At 73.2% G+C, this 19831-nt stretch carries 18 protein-coding genes; 10 read left to right on the top strand and 8 right to left on the bottom strand.

Annotated features, from left to right (window positions below; genetic code table 11):
• The first annotated feature begins 115 nt into the window (after window positions 1-115).
• From ACFQVD_RS21710 to ACFQVD_RS21735, 6 genes are all read left to right on the top strand, one after another.
• Entirely contained in the window at window positions 116-1213 is a 1098-nt protein-coding gene (locus ACFQVD_RS21710) for a sensor histidine kinase (RefSeq protein WP_343965459.1), read from the top strand.
• Entirely contained in the window at window positions 1210-1881 is a 672-nt protein-coding gene (locus ACFQVD_RS21715) for a response regulator transcription factor (protein ID WP_343965457.1), read from the top strand. The genes ACFQVD_RS21710 and ACFQVD_RS21715 overlap by 4 nt, the downstream gene beginning before the upstream one ends.
• 294 nt (window positions 1882-2175) lie before the next feature.
• Window positions 2176-3240, top strand: a complete 1065-nt coding sequence (locus ACFQVD_RS21720; protein WP_343965455.1) for an acyl-CoA dehydrogenase — start codon at window positions 2176-2178, stop codon at window positions 3238-3240.
• The gene (locus ACFQVD_RS21725; protein ID WP_386271892.1) at window positions 3237-4343 is read left to right on the top strand and encodes an acyl-CoA dehydrogenase family protein; all 1107 of its coding nucleotides are present in this window, start codon (window positions 3237-3239) and stop codon (window positions 4341-4343) included. Before ACFQVD_RS21720 ends, ACFQVD_RS21725 begins: the two co-directional genes overlap by 4 nt.
• Window positions 4340-5164 (top strand): SDR family NAD(P)-dependent oxidoreductase, encoded by an 825-nt coding sequence (locus tag ACFQVD_RS21730; protein WP_343965451.1) that lies wholly within the window; start codon window positions 4340-4342, stop codon window positions 5162-5164. Before ACFQVD_RS21725 ends, ACFQVD_RS21730 begins: the two co-directional genes overlap by 4 nt.
• A gap of 56 nt (window positions 5165-5220) precedes the next feature.
• A complete protein-coding gene (locus ACFQVD_RS21735; protein ID WP_343965449.1) occupies window positions 5221-5976 on the top strand; it encodes a FadR/GntR family transcriptional regulator in 756 nt (251 codons plus the stop codon).
• Window positions 5977-6045: 69 nt separating this feature from the next.
• Here ACFQVD_RS21735 and ACFQVD_RS21740 read toward each other — a convergent pair whose 3' ends face one another.
• From ACFQVD_RS21740 to ACFQVD_RS21765, 6 genes are read right to left on the bottom strand one after another with little or no spacing between them, the layout of a single operon-like run.
• Entirely contained in the window at window positions 6046-6999 is a 954-nt protein-coding gene (locus ACFQVD_RS21740; RefSeq protein WP_343965447.1) for an acyl-CoA dehydrogenase family protein, read from the bottom strand.
• Window positions 6989-8137, bottom strand: coding sequence for an acyl-CoA dehydrogenase family protein (locus ACFQVD_RS21745; RefSeq protein ID WP_343965445.1), 1149 nt, complete (start codon window positions 8135-8137; stop codon window positions 6989-6991). Before ACFQVD_RS21745 ends, ACFQVD_RS21740 begins: the two co-directional genes overlap by 11 nt.
• Before the next feature lie 17 nt (window positions 8138-8154).
• Window positions 8155-9363, bottom strand: a complete 1209-nt coding sequence (locus ACFQVD_RS21750) for an ABC transporter substrate-binding protein (protein WP_343965443.1) — start codon at window positions 9361-9363, stop codon at window positions 8155-8157.
• A 53-nt stretch (window positions 9364-9416) separates the two neighbouring features.
• The gene (locus ACFQVD_RS21755) at window positions 9417-10112 is read right to left on the bottom strand and encodes an ABC transporter ATP-binding protein (protein ID WP_343965441.1); all 696 of its coding nucleotides are present in this window, start codon (window positions 10110-10112) and stop codon (window positions 9417-9419) included.
• Entirely contained in the window at window positions 10109-11920 is a 1812-nt protein-coding gene (locus tag ACFQVD_RS21760; protein ID WP_343965439.1) for a branched-chain amino acid ABC transporter ATP-binding protein/permease, read from the bottom strand. Before ACFQVD_RS21760 ends, ACFQVD_RS21755 begins: the two co-directional genes overlap by 4 nt.
• The gene (locus ACFQVD_RS21765) at window positions 11920-12798 is read right to left on the bottom strand and encodes a branched-chain amino acid ABC transporter permease (protein WP_343965437.1); all 879 of its coding nucleotides are present in this window, start codon (window positions 12796-12798) and stop codon (window positions 11920-11922) included. Before ACFQVD_RS21765 ends, ACFQVD_RS21760 begins: the two co-directional genes overlap by 1 nt.
• Window positions 12799-12913: 115 nt before the next feature.
• On the opposite strand from ACFQVD_RS21765, the gene ACFQVD_RS21770 reads away from it, so the two are divergent.
• From ACFQVD_RS21770 to ACFQVD_RS21785, 4 genes are all read left to right on the top strand, one after another.
• The gene (locus ACFQVD_RS21770) at window positions 12914-13723 is read left to right on the top strand and encodes an enoyl-CoA hydratase/isomerase family protein (RefSeq protein WP_343965435.1); all 810 of its coding nucleotides are present in this window, start codon (window positions 12914-12916) and stop codon (window positions 13721-13723) included.
• Window positions 13720-15342, top strand: coding sequence for a class I adenylate-forming enzyme family protein (locus ACFQVD_RS21775; RefSeq protein ID WP_343965433.1), 1623 nt, complete (start codon window positions 13720-13722; stop codon window positions 15340-15342). Before ACFQVD_RS21770 ends, ACFQVD_RS21775 begins: the two co-directional genes overlap by 4 nt.
• The gene (locus ACFQVD_RS21780; protein WP_343965431.1) at window positions 15342-16163 is read left to right on the top strand and encodes an SDR family NAD(P)-dependent oxidoreductase; all 822 of its coding nucleotides are present in this window, start codon (window positions 15342-15344) and stop codon (window positions 16161-16163) included. Before ACFQVD_RS21775 ends, ACFQVD_RS21780 begins: the two co-directional genes overlap by 1 nt.
• Window positions 16164-16231: 68 nt before the next feature.
• Complete coding sequence (locus ACFQVD_RS21785) at window positions 16232-17215, top strand: NAD(P)H-dependent flavin oxidoreductase (RefSeq protein ID WP_343965429.1); 984 nt, start codon at window positions 16232-16234, stop codon at window positions 17213-17215.
• A gap of 121 nt (window positions 17216-17336) precedes the next feature.
• Here ACFQVD_RS21785 and ACFQVD_RS21790 read toward each other — a convergent pair whose 3' ends face one another.
• Both ACFQVD_RS21790 and ACFQVD_RS21795 read right to left on the bottom strand, forming a co-directional pair.
• On the bottom strand, window positions 17337-18449 hold the full coding sequence (locus ACFQVD_RS21790; RefSeq protein WP_364151793.1) for a CaiB/BaiF CoA transferase family protein: 1113 nt from the start codon (window positions 18447-18449) through the stop codon (window positions 17337-17339).
• Between the two features lie 32 nt (window positions 18450-18481).
• On the bottom strand, window positions 18482-19828 hold the full coding sequence (locus ACFQVD_RS21795) for an enoyl-CoA hydratase-related protein (RefSeq protein ID WP_364151796.1): 1347 nt from the start codon (window positions 19826-19828) through the stop codon (window positions 18482-18484).
• Window positions 19829-19831: the final 3 nt, after the last annotated feature.

Here is a 19831-nt window from a genome sequence, read left to right on the forward strand (position 1 = left end):
CATCGCGCCGCGGAACGAATCTCGCCTCAGCCCAGGACGCTACGCGAAAACCACTGCTCCTCCTCACGGAGGATATTACTTCCCGGCCGGTGACCTGCGCGGATACCGTCGGCTGGTGAACGAGACCCTGGTGGTGCACAGGCTGCGCCACGACCATTGGGTGGCCCTGGACGTGGCGGCCGCGCTGCTGCTGGCCGCCGCCTTCGCCGCCGCAGCCCAGCTGAGGACCGGCCTGCCACCGGCGACCGCGCTGTCCGCCCTGGCCGCACTGCCGGTCGCGACCCGGCGCGGGTGGCCGCTGCCCTCGCTGGCGGTGTCGCTGGCCACAGCCGTCGCCGCGCTGCTTATGGGCGTGGACTCCGCCTACCTGCCGGTTGCCGTCGTGCTCTACTCAGTCGGCGCGCAGAAGCCGCGCAGGCGGGCTGTCACCGGACTGGCCGCGTCCCTCGTCTGTGTGGCGGCCGCCCTGCTCGCCGCCGCCTGGCCGTCCTGGACGCAGGCGCTCGGCAGCGCTGGGTTCGGCCTGGCCCTCATGGGCCTGTCCTGGACGGCAGGCCTGGCCGTACGCGAGAAGAATCTTCTTGCCGCGCGTACGGCGGAGCGGGCCGTGGTCGAGGAGCGGCTGCGGATCGCCAGAGACCTGCACGACGTCGTCGCGCACAGCATGAGCCTGATCACGATGAAGGCGGGGGTTGCCGGACTCGTCGCCGAGACCCGTCCCCAGGAGACGCGCGAGGCGCTGCGGCTCATCGAGACCACCGGCAGGGAGGCGATGCTGGAGATGCGCGCGATGCTCGGCATGCTGCGCTCGCAGACCAGCACCCAGGGCACGGCGCCCGCGCCCCGGCTGCAGGACCTGCACGCGCTGGCCGCGCACGCGGGGGTCGAGGTGGACCTGCGCGTCGAGGCCGAGGATCTGCCCGAGGGGGTCGGCCTGGCTGTCTACCGGATCGTCCAGGAGGCGCTGACCAACGTGGTGAAGCACGCGGGAACCGGCTGTCGGGTGCGGGTCACCGTACCGAAGGCAGGGGTGGTGGAGGTCGAGGTGGCCGACGAAGGCCGGGGCACGCCGCGCGACGGGGGCGGCCACGGGCTGCTCGGCATGCACGAACGCTGCCTCATGTACGGCGGGCAGCTCACCGCCGGCCCGGACCCGGGCGGCGGCTTCCGCGTCCTTGCCCGCCTCCCCTACGCACTGAAGGACACCCCGTGATCAGGGTCGCCATCGCCGACGACCAGCCGCTGCTGCGCGCCACCCTCACCAGGCTGGTCGGCACCGCCGACGACCTGGTCGCCGTCGGCGAGGCGGGCACCGGCGACCAGGTCGTCGAACTGGCCGCGCGCACCAGGCCCGACGTCGTGCTCATGGACGTCCGCATGCCCGACATGGACGGACTGGCCGCGACCCGCAACATCCGCGCCGACCCGGCCCTGTCGCAGGTCCACGTCATCATCCTGACCACCTTCGACCTCGACGAGTACGTCTACGAGGCGCTCCGCGCCGGGGCCAGCGGATTCCTGCTCAAAGACATCCCGCCGGCCGACCTGCTGACCGCGATTCGGGTGGTCGCTTCCGGCGAGGCGCTGCTCGCGCCGACGGTCACGCGCCGGCTCATCGCCGAGTTCGCCCGCAAGGAGGCGGCCGAGTCCCTGATCGCGTGCGAGCTGGCAGCGGTGACCGGGCGCGAGCGCGAGGTGCTGACGCTCATCGCCTGCGGCCTGACCAACCCCCAGATCGCCGCGCACTTGGAGCTCAGCATCTCCACGGTTAAAACCCACGTGCGCAGGCTGCTGTCGAAGCTGGACGTGCACGACCGCGCCCAGCTCGTCATCGTCGCCTACGAATCAGGACTGGTCACCGCCGCCAAGCGGAGCAGGTAGACGATCAGGCCGCCGCGATGGCCGTGAGGAGGCCGAGCCGTGCCGCCCGCCTGGCGGGCAGGAGCGCGGCCAGGAAGCCGACCACCTCGGCGGCCGCCATGTCCTCCTCCGTGAGCTTGACGGCCCACTACTCCGCGATCGTCTCGCGGGCCTTGCGCAAGCCACCAAGGGAGTTCCAGTAAGAGCCGTTGGCGCCCTGCAGTTAACATCTAAATCATATACAGGCAAAGGCGAAAATCCAGTACCATCTGTCTTGATGGCGATCCCACTCCACCGAGGAGAACCCGGACAAAGATGACGGACTGGCAGCTTCTAGCCCCGGACGAGGACACCCTCGCCCTCGCCGACACCGCCCGCGCCCAGTTCCGATCGCTGCACGGCCCGGCGGTCATGCGTGCCACCCTCGACGGCGGTGTGCCGGACGGGTGGGAGACGGTCGCGGACGGCGGCTACGCCGACATCGGGATACCCGAGGACCTCGGCGGGATCGGCCGGGTGATCGACCTGGTGGTCATGCTCGAAGAAGCCGGGCGCGCCCTGCTGACCGCTCCCCTGCTGGCGTCGGCGCTCGCGTTCCGGACGCAGGTCGGGGCCGGGGTGCACCGCGAGGACTTCCGGCGGGCGCCCGCGGGCTTCGGGATCGCCGAGGGGGTCGTCGACGGAAGCGGCCGGTGCCACATCGAGCGGGCGCACGTCCTGGGCGGCCCCGGTGCCGCCGCGTTCACGCTGATCGTGAAGGGCCCGGATCGAGCATGGATCGTCGTGGTCGATCCGGAGGCCGAGGGGGTCGAGCCGGTAGGGCAGGGGACCCTGATCGACCCCTCCCGGCCGCTTCCGGCGTTCCGGCTCGGGGGCGAGGGAGGCGTGGCCTGCGCCGAGTGCCGGGAGCTACCGCTCGGTGACCTGGACCGGGTGCTGGCGGGAGCCCGCGTCTGTGTTGCCGCCGACCTGGTGGGGACCGCCGCGGGCGCCCTGGACGCGGCCGTCGGGCACGTGCTCCAGCGCAGGCAGTTCGGCCGGGCCATCGGCACCTTCCAGGCGGTGAAGCACCAGCTCGCGGACGCCTACACGGCGGTCGAGCGGGCCCGCAGCCTCGCCTACGGCGCGGCCCTGAGCCTGGCCGGGGGGCCGCCCGGCGACGCGGCCACCCGGGACTGCCTGCTGGCCAACGCGGTCGCGGCCGAGACGGCCGTCCGGGTCGCGTCGCTGTTCACCCAGCTGATGGGCGCCATGGGGGTCACCTTCGAGGCGGACTGCCACCTGTTCCTGCGGCGCGCCCACCAGACGGCCTGCCTGCTCGGGGAGCCGGACGACCTGTACCTGGCGGCGGCGCGGATCGAAAGGCGGATCTCCCGATGACGGATGTGACCTCCGAGTTCGAGGCGTTCCTCGACGGCTTCCTGCCCACCGACTACGCCGAGAACTACCGGCGCCACCGCTGCGATGTGAAGCTCCGCACCGAATACCAGGCCGCCGCGTTCGACGCGGGCTGGCTGATCCCCGAGTGGGGCCCGGGCGAGGGCGGGCGCGACCTGGATGTCCCCGACGCGCTGGCCGTCAAGCTCGCCGGCGCGCGCCGCCGGGTGCCGCGGCTGATGAACATCCAGGGCGCCGGGGTCGCGGCGCCGGCCATCCGGGCGTTCGGCACCGCCGCCCAGCGGGAGCGGCTGCTCCGGCCGGCCGCGCGCGGGGACGAGTGGTGGGCGCTCGGCATGTCGGAGCCCGGCGCCGGGTCCGACCTCGCCGCGCTGCGCACGACGGCGACGCTCGCCGACGGGGTGTTCACCGTCAACGGCCAGAAGGTGTGGACGACGCAGGCGGACGAGGCCCGGTGGTGCGCACTGTACGTCCGCACCGACCCGGAGGCCAGACCGCACCGCGGCATCTCCTGCCTGCTCCTCGACCTGCGCAGCCCCGGAGTGGAGGTCCGGCCGATCCGCACCGCCGGGCCGGCGGTCGAGTCCTTCTGCGAGGTCTTCCTCGACGACGTGAAGGTGCCCGAGGAGGCGCTGCTGGGCCGACTGCACGGCGGCTGGGGCGTGGCCATGTCCAGCCTCGAACACGAGCGGGACATGATCTGGATCAACACCTGGCTGGAGACCACCCGGGCGCTGGAACCCACGCTGACGGCGCCGGAACTGTCGGAGCACCAGCTCGTCCGGCTGGGCCGGTCGCTGGCGGACGCGGAGGGGGTGCGGCTGACCGGACTGCGGACCGCCGCTCAGCGGTGGGCGGGCCTGCCGTCCCCCGCGTCGTCGATCCTCAAGCTGCTCGGCTCGGAGTCGGTACAGCGCGCGGCCCTACTGTCGCTGGAGACCGCCGGGGCGCGGGCGTTCGACGACCCCGCCCTCTTCGACGAGCGCCTCGAATCGCTGGCCGCCACCATCTACGGCGGCACGTCGGAGATCCAACGCAACATCATCGCAGAGCGTACGCTCGGACTACCGAAAGGCACGCCATGACAGACACCCACCCCCTGCTGGGCAGGACAGCCGTCGTGTCCGGGGCCGGACGCGGACTGGGCCGGGCGATCTCCACCGCGCTGGCCGGGGCGGGCGCCGTGGTGTGCGGCGTCTCCCGCAACGCGGAGGAGTTGGAGAGCCTCGCGGCGGAGATCAAGGCCGCGGGCGGCCAGGCGTACGCCTTCCCCTCCGACATCCGCAGCTCCGCCGACCTGAACCGGCTGCGCGACGCGGTGCTGGCCGAGGTGGGCGGCGTCGACATCCTGGTGAACAACGCCGGCAACCTGGTGAAGCGGCCGGTCGTCCCACTGCCCGTGGACGAGGCGTCCGGGGAGAAGGTGGGGCAGCCCGGCTCGGGGCCGGCCGGTGTCGCCATGACCGACGAGGAGTGGGACTCGGTGCTGGACACGCACGTCCGCGGGTCGCTCCACCTCGTGAGATCATTCGTTCCTGGAATGCTGGAGCGGAGGCGCGGCCGGGTGATCAACATCGCGTCGAGCAGCGTCGCCCGGTCGGCCAACCTGACGGTGAGCTACCAGGTCGCCAAGGGCGCCATCGCCCAGCTCACCCGAGCGCTCGCCAAGGAGTGGGCGGCGTTCGGCGTCACCGTCAACACCATCGCTCCGGGACACTTCCGCACCAGCATGACGCAGGCTCTTCACGACAGTCCCGAAGGTCAGGCCTGGCTGAAGGAGCGCATCCCGATGCGGCGCACCGGCGACCCCAGGGAGTTGGGGGCGCTGACCGTCCATCTGTCGGGGGACCTCGCTTCGTTCATCACCGGCCAGACCATCTTCATCGACGGCGGTGAAACACTCTGATGACCGAGTCCGAGATCCCACCACGCCCCCGCCGCTTACCGTTGCGGACACCCCGGGTGGCCGAGTCCCTGGCGGCGCATCTCAGGCTGCGCATCCTGGAAGGTGATCTCACCGACGGAGCGGAATTGCCCACGGAGCCGGTGCTGCTCCAGGAGTACCCGGTCAGCCGGCCGAGCCTCCGCGAGGCGTTCCGCATCCTCGAGACCGAGGGGCTGGTGGTCGTCCGCCGTGGCAAGCGCGGCGGCACCGTCATCAAGGCCCCGGCCCTCGGGCCCGCCGCGTACCACATGGGGCTGCTGCTGCACGCGCGCGCCACCTCCATGCGGGACCTGGCGGCGGCCCGCAACCTGCTGGAGCCGCTGTGCGCGGAGCACGCGGCCCGCCGCGACGACCACTCGGCCGTCGCCGAACGGCTCCGTCTGCTCAACGACGAGGCCGCGCAGGTCGTGGAGGACGGGCAGGCGTTCACCGGGGCGTCGGTCAGGTTCCACGAGGGGCTGGTGGACGCGGCCGGCAACGAGACGCTCCGGGTGGTCGTCGGGATGCTGGAGAGCGTCTGGAGCGTGCAGGAGCGGGGGTGGGCCCGCCGGGCGTCCGACGAGGCGAGCTACCCGGCGGTGGAACGGCGGCACGCGGTGCTGCGAGCGCACGGCGCCATCGAGAAGGCCATCGAGGCGGGGGACGCGGCGCTGACCGGCAAGCTCATGCGGGCGCACCTGGAGGCGTCGCAGCTGTACGTCGCCTCGGACGACGCCCCGCCGGTCCAGGTGCTGGACGAGTACGGCAACCCGCGCATGGATGCCCGGGACTGACCGGAGACCACCGAACGGTACGCGAAAGCCGACCAGGCCCTGGACCTGGCCGGCCTTTCCCGTTGCGGGCTACCGCCACGCGACCACCGGGTAGATGCCGTCGAACCCCTCCGCGGCGACGGCCCGCGCCAGCAGGTCGGTCGACCTGATCCGCCCGGCCGGCCGGTGCAGCACGCTCTGCAGGTGGCGGTCGATCACGGTGAGGTCGTGCTCCTCGCACAGGCCCATGGCGCCCAACACCTGGTGCCCGTTGGCCAGTACCGTGTTCGCCCCCTCGATCATCTGCACCCGCAGCGCCAGCAGGTCGGCGGACCGCGCCTCGCCCCGGCGGACGAGCCACCACGCGTGCAGCGCCAGCTCCTCCAGCCCGTCGAGCGCGAGAGAGATGTCCGCGACGCGCCACCGGATCTCGCCGAACCTGCCGATCGGCTTGCCGAACTGCTGCCGGTCCCGGGCGTGCGTCACCGCCAGGTCGACGGCGGCGGCGAGCGCGCCGGCGACCCAGAAGGCGTCGAGCAGTATGCGCGTCGCCGTGACCCGCGCCGCGTCCACGCCCGGCACCTCGGCGCCGAGGACGACGTCGGACGCGAACGGGTCCAGCGGCGCCGAGCGCGGCGCACCGGCCGTCACCCGGCGGGCGACACCCCGGTCCAGGTCGACGGCGACCGCGTCGCGCAGCAGGTCCGCGTGGTCCAGCCGTTCGGTGTCCCCCGAGATCAGGTGAATGCCGCCGACGTCACCTCGCAGGTCCACGGGTACGGCCAGCTCGTGCGCCAGCGGCCAGGGCAGCACGACGGCACCCGCCGCCCGGGCCGCCAGCATGACGGCGGCCGACTCGTCCTCCTCGCCCCACGGGTCGAGGCCGCGCAGGTCGAGCCGGTCCAGGGCGGGCGCGACGAGCGCCTCCCGCAGGGTCCGGTCCGCCTCGGCGGCGCGCGCGAGATCCACCCCGCCCAGCGCGTCGAAAGCCCTGGTCACGCTCTCCTGGTAGGCGACGGCCGCCTGTGGCCAGTCACGACGCACGCCGGTCCCCCTCGATCGACGACCGGGCGACGAGCATGCGCTGCACCTCGATGGTGCCGGACGCGATGGTCGCCGAACGGGCGTACCGGAACACGTCCTCGACGTGGCCGAGCAGGCCGGCCGACGGGTCGGGAACGAGGGCGTCGGCGCCGGAGATGTCGAGAGCCAGCTGAGCCACCTCCTGGTCGAGTTGGATGGAGGCCAGCCGCGCGATGGAGGCCTCCCGGTCGGTGAGCCGGCCGGCGTCGTTCAGCGCGACGGCGCGGTAGTTGAGCAGCCGGGCCACCCGGGCGTGCATCAGCGCGCGGGCGTACTCGTGCAGCGCGGCCGGTTCGGCCAGGGACGGGTGGCCCGCCAACGCGGCAAGCACCCGCTCGTCCCGGGCGTACCGGGAGATGCCGATCCGCTCGTGCTTCATCACCCGCCGGATGACGTCCCAGCCGCGGCCGACCTCGCCGAGCACGGCATCGGGGCCGACCCGGACGTCGTCGAAGAACACCTCGTTGAGGTGCTGCTCACCCATGATCGAGTCGATCGGGACGACCCGGATGCCGGGTGAGCCCATCGGCACCAGGAAGACGGTGATGCCGTCGTGCTTGGCCGTCCCCCTGCCACTGCGGGCGGCAAGGAAGCACCACTGTGCCAGTCCCGCGTACGAGGTCCAGATCTTCTGGCCGTTCAGCACCCACTCGCCGTCATGGAGCTCGGCGTTCAGCTGCAGCGAGGCGAGGTCGGAGCCCGCGCCGGGTTCGCTGAACCCCTGGCACCACACGGCCGTGCCGGAGGAGATGGCGGGCAGGTGGACGGCCTTCTGCTCCGGTGTGCCGACCTCCATGATCACCGGTCCGACCCAGTTCAGGCCCATGTACTGCGGTCCGCGGGGCTCGAAGTGCGCCCACATCTCCTCCCGCAGGACGGCCTGCTGCCAGATGTCGGTGCCGGCGCCCCCGTACTCCTCGGGCCAGCTGAGCGTGAGGAGCTGCTCCTCGGCGAGACGCTCGACGACCCTGGTCACCACCGACTGGACCGCCGGGTCCGGCGAGAACGACGACGTCCAGTCGTCGGGGAGGAGCTCCGCCAGCAGGGCCCGCAGACGGACGCGCAACGCGTCCGCCCGCGTTCCCAGCCGGAGATCCACTGAAGTCTCCTCGGGCATTACTTCCCCGCACTCACGGTGGCTTCGACACACTTGCCGTCCGAGCACGGCTGAGCGGGTACGAAGACGCCGAGCTGGTCGGCATCGATTCCGATGCGCTTGTCGGGACCGAACGTGTACGTGCCGTTGGCGCCCTGGAAGGTTCCCCCGGAGACGAGCGCCTTCTTGATCGCGTCGGCGTCGGTGGACTTGGCCTGCTGCGACGCCTGGGTCACCAGCAGCACCCAGTCGAAGGAGACCGCGCCCACCGAGTCGAGGGCGTTGAACTCGGTCTTGCCCTTGGCCTTGAGGTAGAGCTTGACGAAGTCCGCCGTGATCGACGCGTCGCCGGTCGAGGACGACAGGAACGTCTTGGCGATGGGTCCGGCGGCGAGGGTCTTCTTCATCCCCTCCGGGATGAGCTCGGTGGTCGCCGGGTCGCCGATGCCGAGCACCGCGGACATCTGCGGGTTCCAGCCGATCTTGTTCAGGCTGGACATGGTGGCGACCAGCGGGGCGCCGTACGACCAGGCGATGAGCGACTCGGCGCCCGAGTCCCTGAGCTTGGTGAGCTGCGCGGTCACGTCCGAGGCGGTGTTCGGGAAGCTCTCGTGCACGATCTTCACGTCCGGGAACCGGCTCTGCGCGATGGCGAGCGTGTCCTTGGTCTGCGAAGTGCCGAAGGCCGAGGAGTCGTCGAGCACGGCGACCGTCTTGCCGGCCGACGCCGCGTACGCCAGCAGCGGCGTGATCGAGGTCTCGCCGGAGGTGCCGGCACCGGTGCTGAACGCGTACTTGTACCGCTTGGAGTCGCCGACGTCGGCCGCGATCGAACCGATGCCGCCGGCGGTGTCGCCGGGCACCTTCACCTGGTTGAGCACGTCCTGCACGGGCGGGAACGCCTCGGTGGTGAAGTACAGCGCGGACACCCCGTCCTGGGCGAGCGCCCGGGTGGCGGCGACGGCCGCGGTCGGCTCGCCCTTGGTGTCCCGCTGCTCGATCACGATCTTCGTGCCGGGGTTGTGCTGCTGCACGTACTCGGCGCCGGCCTTGAGCCCGGCCAGCGAGTTCTGACCGCTCGGGGAGAGCGGGCCGGTGAGCGCCCCGACGAAACCGATCTTGATGGTGGAGCCTTCGGCCTGCTCGCCGGAGGAGCCGTCGCCACACGCGGCGAGCGCGAGCAACGCCGCGCACACCATGGCTGTGCCCACTGTGGCACGTGTCCTCATGGGGTCGTCCTTCCTGGGGGTTTCCGTGGGGGGTTCCGTGAGAGTGGGGTGGGTCAGGAGAGGTAGGCGGCCTGCAGCAGGTCGGGCAGTTCCGGGTCGGTGCCACGCACCCGGTGCGCGACGTGCCCGTGCCGCAGCACCACGACGTCCGCCTCCAGCTTCTGGGCGACTTCGACCCGCTGTTCGACCAGCAGGACGGCGAACCCGGCGTCGCGCAGGTCGGCGAGGATCTCGATGGTCCGGCCGACCAGTTTGGGCGACAGGCCGTTCGTGGGCTCGTCCAACATGATCACGCGGGGTGCGCCGGCCACCGCGCGGGCGATGGCGAGCATCTGCTGCTGGCCGCCGGACAGACCGCCCGCGAGGCGCTGCGACATCGGGCGCAGCTCGGGCAGCAGGTCGAGCGGGTCCAGTTCGGAGTTGCGGGCCGCGCGGGCCGCGGCGACCCGGAGGTTCTCGGCCACCGACAGGCTCTTGAACACGTGCCGGCCCTCCAGCACGTGGCCGAGCCCGGCCCGGGCCCGCCTGCTCGCCGGAAGGTTGTCGAGGCGCAGGTCGTCCAGCCAGATCCCGCCGTCGGCCGACTCCAGCCCGCCGACGCCGCGCAGCGTGGAGGTCTTCCCGGCGCCGTTGGCGCCCAGCAGGGCCAGGCAGGTGCCGGGCTCGACGGTGAGGGACAAGTCCTCGACGGCGGTGACGCCGCCGTACCGGACGCGCAGCGCGTCCACCTTGAGCCGGCCGCCGTTCACGCGACCCCCATGTACGCGGCGCGGACGCTGTCCACGCTGTGCAGGTCTCCGGGCTCGCCCTCCCACAGCACCTTGCCGAGGTCGAGGACGACGACCCGGTCGACCAGGCGGCTGATCATGTCCAGGTGGTGTTCGACGATCACGACGGCCACTCCCGCTGCGGCGACGTCACTGACGACGCGTTCGAATCCTTCGATCTCCGCGGCCGACAGCCCGGCCGCGGGTTCGTCCAGGAGGAGGACCTCCGGACAGGTGCCAAGGGCCATGGCGGCCTCAAGGAAGCGAAGCTGGCCGTGGCTCATCACCCGGCTCTCCCGGGTGCCCGCCGCCGGGTCGTGCGGGTCGAGGCCGCCGAGCTCCAGCAGGGTGAGCGCGCCGCGCCGGCAGGCGTCCCGCATCGCCTCGTCACGTTTTCCGTGGACGGCAGGGAGCGCGAGGTGCTCCTCGATGCTCATGCCGGGGAACGTCTTCGGGGTCTGGAAGGTGCGGGACACGCCGCGCTTGGCGACGGCGGCGGCGCCCAGGCCGCCGAGGTCCGTCCCGTGCAGGGTGATCCGGCCGGCGGTCGGCGGATAGTGCCCGGACACGACGTTGAGCAGCGTCGTCTTGCCCGACCCGTTCGGCCCGATGAGGCCGACGATCTCGCCGCGCCGCAACTCCATCGACACCCCGCCGAGCGCGTCCACGCCGCCGAAGCTGCGCCGCAGGTCGGTGACCTTCAGGATCGGCTCGCCGGGCGCGCGCTCCGGCACCTCCACCTCCGGAGTGGCGGCCAGGTCGCGCAGCGCCTGGGGGGCGGGCGCCGCGGTGCGGCTGAACAGGCCGCGCGGCCGCAGCCGCATGAGCACGATGAGCAGCGCGCCGTACAGCAGGTTGTTCAGGTGCGGGTACGCGTCGAGGCGCAGCGGGATCAGCACGAGCAGCACCGCGCCGACGATCGGGCCGAGCCGGGAGCCGCTGCCGCCGAGCACCACCATCACCAGGAACAGGATGGACAGGTTGGAGGAGAAGGCGTCCGGCGAGATGTAGGCGGACAGGTAGGAGAACAGCCCTCCACTGAGCGCGCCCAGCGCGGACCCGGCGGCGAAGGCGACGACCTTGGTGAGGTAGCCGGAGACGCCGAGCGCGGACGCGCCGATCGGCTCGTCGCGGACCGCGACGGTGGCCCGGCCCAGGCGGGACGTCCGGTACCGGGCGTGCAGCCAGTAGCTGACGCTCGCCACGACGACGATCACGATCGCCACGACCCACGGGGTCGAGACCGGCTCGCCGCCGAACCAGAAACGGGCGTCGATGCCGGACAGGCCGTTGTTGCCGCCGGTCACCGACTGGAACTGGATGAGCATGTCGTTGACGACGAGCATCAGGCCGAGCGACATCATGGCCAGGCCGATCGCGCCCAGCCTTCCGGCCGGGAACCCGGCCAGCGCCCCGGCGGCGAGCCCGGCCAGCGCGGCGACCGGCAACGCCGCCCAGATCGGCCAGCCGTGCGAGACCACCAGGACGGCGGTGACGTAGGCGCCGATGGCGAACGACGCGCCCTGCCCGAGGGACAGCGCGCCGGCGTAGCCGGTGGTGATGTTGAGTCCCAGCGTGGCGACCGCGTACAGGCACACCAGTTGCAGGACGTAGCCGTTGTAGGACAGCGGGCCCCACAGGGCCAGCAGCGCCGTCGCGATGACCAGCAGCGCCGCGCCGTGCGCGGCGGGCCTGGCGAGCACCCGCCGGACGGGCGTGGGGGTGGCGTCGCGGCCGCGTGCCGCCGCGACGCGCAGGGTCTGGAACAGGTCGGGGAGCCGGTACGACATCACACCGCCCGCACCGGTGCCGCGCCGAACAGGCCGTGCGGGCGCACCAGGTAGACCGCGACCAGCAGCAGGAACACCGTCAGGTTCACCGTGAGGCTGCCGACGTAGACCCCGGCGAACTGGCTGACCACGCCGATGACCAGGCCGCCGGCGACGGCGCCGCCGATGCTGCCCATGCCGCCGATCGCGGTGGCCACGAACCCGTAGAAGGTGTACGACAGCCCCAGCGACGGGGTGACGAGCTGGGTGGAGGCCACCAGCACCCCGGTCACCGCGGCGACCAGCGCGGACAGCACCGTGGCGATCTGCGAGGCACGTGCCCGGGAGATGCCGATCGCCTCCGCGCCGTCGAGGTCGTCGGCGATCGCGCGCAGCTCCAGCCCGATCCGGGTGCGCCGGTAGAACACGACGAGCAGCCCGGCGACGACGAACAGCGCGGCGACCGCGGTCAGCTCGGCGGGCGACACCGCCAGGCCGGCCAGGTCGAACCGGTGCTTGCTGACGCCGTACGTGAAGTTGCGGAACTCCCCGCTGTAGGGGATGGCCAGCAGTTCGGCCAGGATCACGCTGATCGCGAGGGTGGACAACAGCCAGGAGGCGGACTGGCCCGACTGCACGAACGGCCGCACCGCGGTCCACTCGACGGTGAGCGCCACCACCGCCATCACGGCGAGCGCGGCCACGTAGGCGAGCCAGACCGGCAGGCCGGCGCCGGCCGCCACCAGCACCGACATGGGCATGAGCATCACCATCTGCCCGTGGGCGAAGTTGATGACGCCGGTCGTCGTGAACAGCGTGGCGAAGCCGACCGCGACCAACCCGTAGATCGCGCCGTCCGCCAGACCCGGCACGAGCACCGTCTGAAGGAACTCATGCATGGGGGGACCTGGTCCCGGCGCGTGATGTGACATCTCTCTTCACCATGGCGCGAAACGTATATATGATTTGGATGACAGTCAAGAAGGGCGTCTCGGCGCCCGTGGGGAGGCGCCCGTGTCGAGGAAGAACGGCCGAGCAGGCCTGGAACGTGCGGATGGGGTGCTGCTCAGCACGGTCGTCGGCGGAACGCTGGTCGTTACCCTCAACCGTCCGGAGTCCGCCAACGCCCTCGACGACGAGCTCATGGACGGGCTGGCGGACCTGTGGCGGGCGGCGGCCGGGGCGCCGGAGTTGCGCGCGGTGCTGCTCACCGGCGCGGGCAAGGCGTTCTGCGCCGGAGCCGACGTGTCCATGCTCTCGGTGCCGAGGGTGAAGGTGGGCGACACCGCGACCGAGGAGCTCGACTTCCTGCCCGGACCGCGCCTGGGGATACCGGTCATCGCCGCGGTGAACGGGGTGTGCGCCGGAGGCGGCCTGCACTTCGTGGCGGACGCCGACATCTGCATCGCGTCGCCGGCGGCCCGCTTCCTGGACCCGCACGTCAGCGTCGGCCAGGTGTCCGCGCTGGAACCGCTGCAGCTGCGGCTGCGGATGCGGCCGGACCTGCTGACCCGCCTCGTCCTGCTCGGCCGGCACGAGTCGCTGTCGGCCGAACGGGCCGAGCGCGCCGGTCTCGTCTCCGAGGTCGTCGAGCCGGACGCGCTCGTCGACCGGGGGATGGAGCTGGCCGCGATGATCGGGCGGAACTCGCCGGAGGCGGTGCGGCTCAGCCGCCGGGTGCTGCGCACGTTCGAGGAACGGCTCATCGCCACCGATATGGACCTCGGCTGGGAACTGATCCGGCGGCACCGGTACCATCCGGACGCCGTCGAGGGTCCGGCCGCCTTCCTGGACAGGCGCGAGCCGAAGTGGACGACGTCATGAGGACAGCCGACTGGAGCCGCAGGCCGCGGGTGGTCACCCCCGAGCTCGCGGACGCCTGGCGCCGCCGGGGCTTCCTCACCGAGGAGCGGATCGGCGACCTGCTGGACCACGGGGCGACGCGGTGGCCGAACCGACCGGCGATCATCACCGCGCGCGGTGAGACGAGCTTCGCCGAGCTGGCCGCCAAGTCCGCCGCGGTCGCGCGGACCCTGATCGCCGGCGGGGTGCGGCCGGGTGACGCCGTCTGCTGGCTGCTGCCGACCGGCCCGGACGCCGTCGCCGTCGCGGCGGCGATCTGGCGGATCGGGGCGATCAGCAGCCCGATCGTGCCGCTGTACGGCCCGCGCGAGATCCGCACCGTACTGGGCCAGATCCGGCCGGCGGCCATCGTCACGTACGCCGACGACCGGCGCCGGGCCTACCCGGACGAGTTCGACGAGGCGCTGCGCGACATCTCTCACGAACCCGCCGCACGGCTGCTCACCACCGGCCGGTCGGCGGGCTGGCGAGCGGCGGACGGGGAGGGTCCCGGCGCGCTGCCGTCCGGGATCGAGCCCGCCGCCCCCGCGGACCCCTGCCTGGTGCTGTTCACCTCGGGCACCGAGTCCGAGCCCAAGGGCGTGGTGCATTCCGTGGCGGGCCTGCGGCACGAGCTGCGGATGACCGTCGTGGAGTGGGGCCTGACGTTCCGCGACCGCATGGTGATGGCCTCCCCCATCACGCACATCACCGGCCTCCTGCAGGGCTTCATGATCCCCTGCCGGGTGGGGGCCACCGCGGTGCTGATGGAACGGTGGGATCCGGCCGCGTGCGCCGAGCTGGCCGACCGTACCGGTGCCACCTACATGGCCGGCGCCACGCCGTTCCTGCGTGAGCTGCTCGACGTGTACGCCGCCGAGGGGCGGGACCGATCGCCGCTGCGCCAGTACTGCTGCGGCGGCGCGGCGGTGCCGCCGCCCCTCATCCGGCGCGCCGACGAGCTGGGCATCGCAGCGTACCGGGCGTGGGGCATGACCGAGCTGCCCACCGCGACGCTGCCCAACGAGCTGGACCCGCTGGAGTTCCGGGCGGAGACCGACGGCCGGCTCGCACCGGGCGTGGAGCTGCGCGCCGTGGACCCCTCGGGCCGGGACGTCGAGCCGGGCGAGGTGGGTGAACTGCTGCTGCGCGGCCCGGAGATGATGCTCGGTTACGTGCGCGAGGAGCTGAACGCGCACGCGTTCACCCCCGACGGCTGGTTCCGCACCGGGGACCTCGGCTCGCTGGCCGCCGATGGGCAGGTACGGATCACCGGGCGGCTGAAGGACGTCATCAACCGCGGCGGCGAGAAGTTCTCGGCCAGGGAGATCGAGGACGCCATCGTGAGGCACCCCGACGTGGCGGCCGTGGCGATCGTCCCGGTGCCCGGCGGCCGGCTCGGTGAGCGGATCGGCGCGGTCGTCGTCTCGGACCGGGAGGACCTGACCCTGGAGGAGGTCGGCCGCGCGGTGACCGGCCAGGGGCTGGCCCGGCACAAGCAGCCGGAGCTGCTGCGGGTGGTCCGCTCGCTGCCGACCAGCCCGACCGGCAAGATCAACAAGGCCTCGGTGGTCGAGCTGTTCGACCTGGAAACCGGCTGATGGGCGGCCTGCTGGACGGGCGCTGCGTCGTCGTGACGGGCGGCGGGAGGGGCCTGGGCCGCACCTACGCGCTCGCGTGCGCGGCCCACGGCGCCGGGGTCGTGGTCAACGACGTGGACGGGGCCGCCGCGCACGCCGTGGCCGCGGAGATCGCCGCCGCCGGCGGGCACGCGGTGGCGGAACCGGGTTCCGCCGGGTCGTGGGAGGTGGCTGCCCGGCTTTCCGGGACGGCGGAGCTGGAGTTCGGCCGGCTCGACGGCCTCGTCGCCAACGCCGGGATCACCCACCACGCCCCGCCGTGGGAGGAGGACGAGGCGCGGCTGCGGCGGATCACCGAGGTCAACGTGCTCGGCGTGCAGTTCGCCGCGGTGCACGCCATGCGGGCGATGGTCCGGCGGGGCGCCGGCGGGTCGATCGTCACGATCGTGTCCGGCGCCCGGTTCGGCATCCCCGGCATGAGCGCCTACGGCGCCACGAAGGGGGCGGTGGCCGCGATGACCGTCGGCTGGGCGCAGGACTGCGCGTCCGCCGGCATCCGGGTCAACGCCGTGTCGCCGCTGGCCGAGACCGGCATGGCGGCGCTGGACACCCGGCCCGACCGGCCCGCGCTGGGCGCGCCCGAGGACGTGGCGCCGGTGGTGGTCGCGCTGCTCAGCGACGCCACCCGCGGCGTGACCGGCCGGATCGTCCGCTTCGACGGCACCGATCTCGGCGTGTACACGCCGGAGGCCCTCACCCCGGTCACCGGCTGGACGGCCAGGGATCCCGCCGAGTCGATCGCGGAGGCCCTGACCCGGATCGGCGGCCCCGCCGCGGCCTGAACGCCCCCTGTCCACCCCGGCCCGGGTCCGCGGCCGGACCACCGTTCGAGACGAAAGCCACCGCTGAAATGATCACTACCGCCTTCACCGAGACCTTCGGCGTACGGCACCCGCTGCTGTGCGGCGGGATGACCGGCCTTGGCCGGGCCGAACTGATCGCGGCCGTCGCCGAGGCCGGCGCCCTCGGGTTCCTGACGGCGCTGACCCAGCCGACGCCCGAGGCGCTCACCCTGGAGATCAAGCGCACGCGCGAACTGACCGACCAGCCGTTCGGGGTGAATCTCACCATCCTGCCCACCGTCCGCCCGGTCCCCTACGACGAGTACCGGGCGGCGATCATCGAGTCGGGGATCACGGTCGTCGAGACGGCCGGCGGCAGCCCGGACGCGCACCTGCCCGACTTCAAGGCCGCCGGGATCAAGGTCATCCACAAGGCGGTCGCGGTACGGCACGCCGTCAAGGCGCAGGCGCTCGGCGTGGACGCGGTCAGCATCGACGGCTTCGAGTGCGCCGGCCACCCGGGCGAGGACGACATCGGCGGCCTCGTGCTCATCGCCGCGGCCACCCGGGCGCTGGACGTCCCGGTCATCGCCAGCGGCGGCATCGCCACCGGCGCCGGCCTGGTGGCGGCGCTGGCCCTCGGGGCGTGCGCGGCGAACATGGGCACCCGGTTCATGGCGACGACCGAGGCGCCCGTCCACGACAATGTCAAGCGGCAGATCGTGGCGAACTCCGAACGGGAGTCGATCATCGTCTTCCGTGAGTTCCACAACTCGGCGCGGGTGGCGCGCAACTCGGTGTCGGAGGAGATCGCCGAGATCTCACGCCGGCCGGGCTCGTCCTTCGAGGACGTCGCCCACCTCGCCTCGGGGGTACGGGGGCGGGAACGTGTCCTCGGGGCGGGCGACATGGAGGACGGGCTGTGGTGGGCCGGCCAGGCCCAGGGGCTCATCACCGAGGTGGACAGCTGCCGGAACGTGGTGGACCGGATCGTCGCGGACGCCGAGGAGATCATCCGCCACCGGCTGCCGGGGTTCCTGCCGGCGGCCTGACCCGGGCCGGCACTGAGGTGTGGCCGCTCCCGGCATCGGAGACGGCCCCGCCCGTATCCCCCGGCGCCGGCCGGCAGGGGTCCCCAGCGGCTCGGCGGCCGGTTCCGGTGCCGCCCGGCGGTCAGTCGCCCGGCTGCCCCCACTCGCGCAGCACGTCCGCCGCGTCGGCCGCCGTCCGCGGCACCGGGGCCACCGGGGCGGCCGGGGTGCGGGAGAACCTGGGCGCCGGGGCCGCCTGGAGCACGCCGTCCGCCTCGGCGTACGTGCCGCGGGCCGCCAGGTGCGGGTGGGCGGGGGCCTCGGCGAAGCTGAGCACCGGGGTGACGCACGCGTCGGTGCCGGCGAAGTGCGCGGCCCACTCGTCGCGGGTGCGGGAGGCGAACGCGGCGGTGAACCGCTTGCGCATCGCCGGCCAGCCGGCCGGGTCGTTCTGCTCGCCCAGTTCGGCCGGGTCGATGTCCAGCCCGGCCAGCAGCGCCGCGTAGAAGTGCGGCTCCAGCGCACCCACCGCGACGAACCCGCCGCCGGCGCAGGTGTAGGTGTCGTAGAAGGGCGCGGCGCCGTCGAGCAGGTTGCCCTCCCGTTCGTCGCGCCAGGCGCCCATGCCGCGCAGGGCGAGGGTCATCTGGCTGAGCAGCGCGGTCCCGTCGACCATGGCGGCGTCGACCACCTGGCCGCGGCCGGACCGGTACCGTTCGAACAGCGCGGCCAGCACGCCGACGAGCAGCAGCATGGACCCGCCGCCGAAGTCGCCGACCAGGTTGAGCGGCGGCACCGGGGCCCGGTCCGCGCGGCCCATGGCGTGCAGCGCGCCGGTCAGGCCGATGTAGTTGATGTCGTGGCCGACCTGGCCGGCCCACGGCCCGTCCTGACCCCACCCGGTCATCCGGGCGTAGACCAGGCCGGGGTTGCGGGCCAGGCAGGCGTCCGGGCCCACGCCGAGCCGTTCCACCACACCGGGGCGCAGGCCCTCGATCAGTACGTCCGCGCGTTCGGCGAGGCCGAGGACGACGGCCCGCCCGTCGGCGGACTTCAGATCGGCGTGGACCGGGCGCCGGCCGCGCAGCACGGCGTCGGTCGCGTCCGGGGCGCCGAGCCGGAGCCCGCGGCCCGCCGGCCGTTCGATCCGGACCACGTCGGCGCCAAGGTCGGCGAGCACCATGGCCGCGTGCGGGACCGGGCCGAGCCCGGCCAGTTCCACCACTCTCAGTCCCGCCAGGGGGCCGTCCTTCATCGGGTTCCCGCCTCTCTACTTGCGCTTGCCGTTCACGAACGCGTCGAGCCGGGCCCGGCCGCGGCGGACGCGGCGGCCTCGGCGATCATCGCGGCCTCGATGCCGAGCTGGTCGGCCAGCGACCGCGCCGGGGCGTCCCGGAGCAGGCGCCGGGTCCGGCCGAGCGCCGGGAACGGCCCGGCCGCGATCCGCGCCGCGGACTGCCGGGCCGACTCGACGAGTTCCTCGTCGGGGTGGACGTCGGTGACCAGCCCCCAGTCGGCGGCCTCCCCTGCCGTCAGCCGGCGATCGGTCAACGTCAGCGCGAGCGCCCGGCGCAGCCCCACCACCTGCGGCAGCAGCCAGGACGTGCCGCAGTCCGGGGTCAGGCTCGCCTGGGCGTACGCGGTCAGGAACGTCGCCGACTCGCCGGCGAGCACCACGTCGGCCACCAGGGTGAGGGCCAGTCCCGCGCCCGCCGCCACGCCCTGGACGGCGGCCACGACGGGGACCTCCAGCCCGGCGAGGGTCAGCACCGCGCGGTGCGCCGTCCGGGCCAGCTCCAGCACGTAGCCGGCGCGGTCCGCGGCGCCGTGCGTCGCGCTGACGTCCCCGCCGGCGCAGAAGTCGCGGCCGCGGCCGAGCAGCAGCACGCAGCGTACCCCCGGGTCGGCCGCGGCGGCCGCGGCGGCGTCGCCGAGCGCCCGCGCCATGGGCAGGTCCAGCGCGTTGGAGGACTCCGGCCGGTCGAGCTCTATGGTCGCCACCCCGTCGGCGACCTCGTACCGCACCCAGGTCCCGGTGACCGCCTGCTCGTCCACCGGTGCGCTGGTCAGACCGGCGAGGACCAGGTCGGCGAGGTGCCGGTAGGCCTGCGCGGCGTCGAACCCGGTGGCCGACTGGATGGCGCCGCGCTGGATGGAGTTCATGACCTCGGCCACCGCGGCCCCCACGAACGACGCGTGGATCGGACGCAGCACCCCGGCCCTGACCCCCTCCGTCACCAGGCTCTGTACCCGCTCCGCGGCGTACCGGGTGTTCTCCTGGTAGACCTCGTTGGCCGGGCCGAAGGCGGCCACGTCCGCGAGGAACGCGGCCGAGGCGGGCTGCAGCTCCGCGGCGACGGCCTCCAGGTAGACGGCGAGCTGCCGGGCCGGGTCGCCGGAGGCGGCGACCCGGACCCCGATGCGCTCGGCCGCCGCCTTGAAGAACGAGCGGACGGCGGCCACCACGATCTGCTCCTTGCTGGGCGCCACCGCGTACAGGGTGGTCCGGGAGCAGCGCAGCCGCTCGGCGAGGTCGCCGATGTTGAACGACGCGAATCCCTCGGCCAGGAACAGCTCGCGGAGCTGTGCCAGTGTCTCCTCGCGCCGGGTGCGAGTCCTGTCGGGCGACGGCATGAC

Source organism: Streptosporangium amethystogenes subsp. fukuiense (assembly GCF_042665875.1).
In the GTDB taxonomy this organism is placed as follows: domain Bacteria; phylum Actinomycetota; class Actinomycetes; order Streptosporangiales; family Streptosporangiaceae; genus Streptosporangium; species Streptosporangium fukuiense.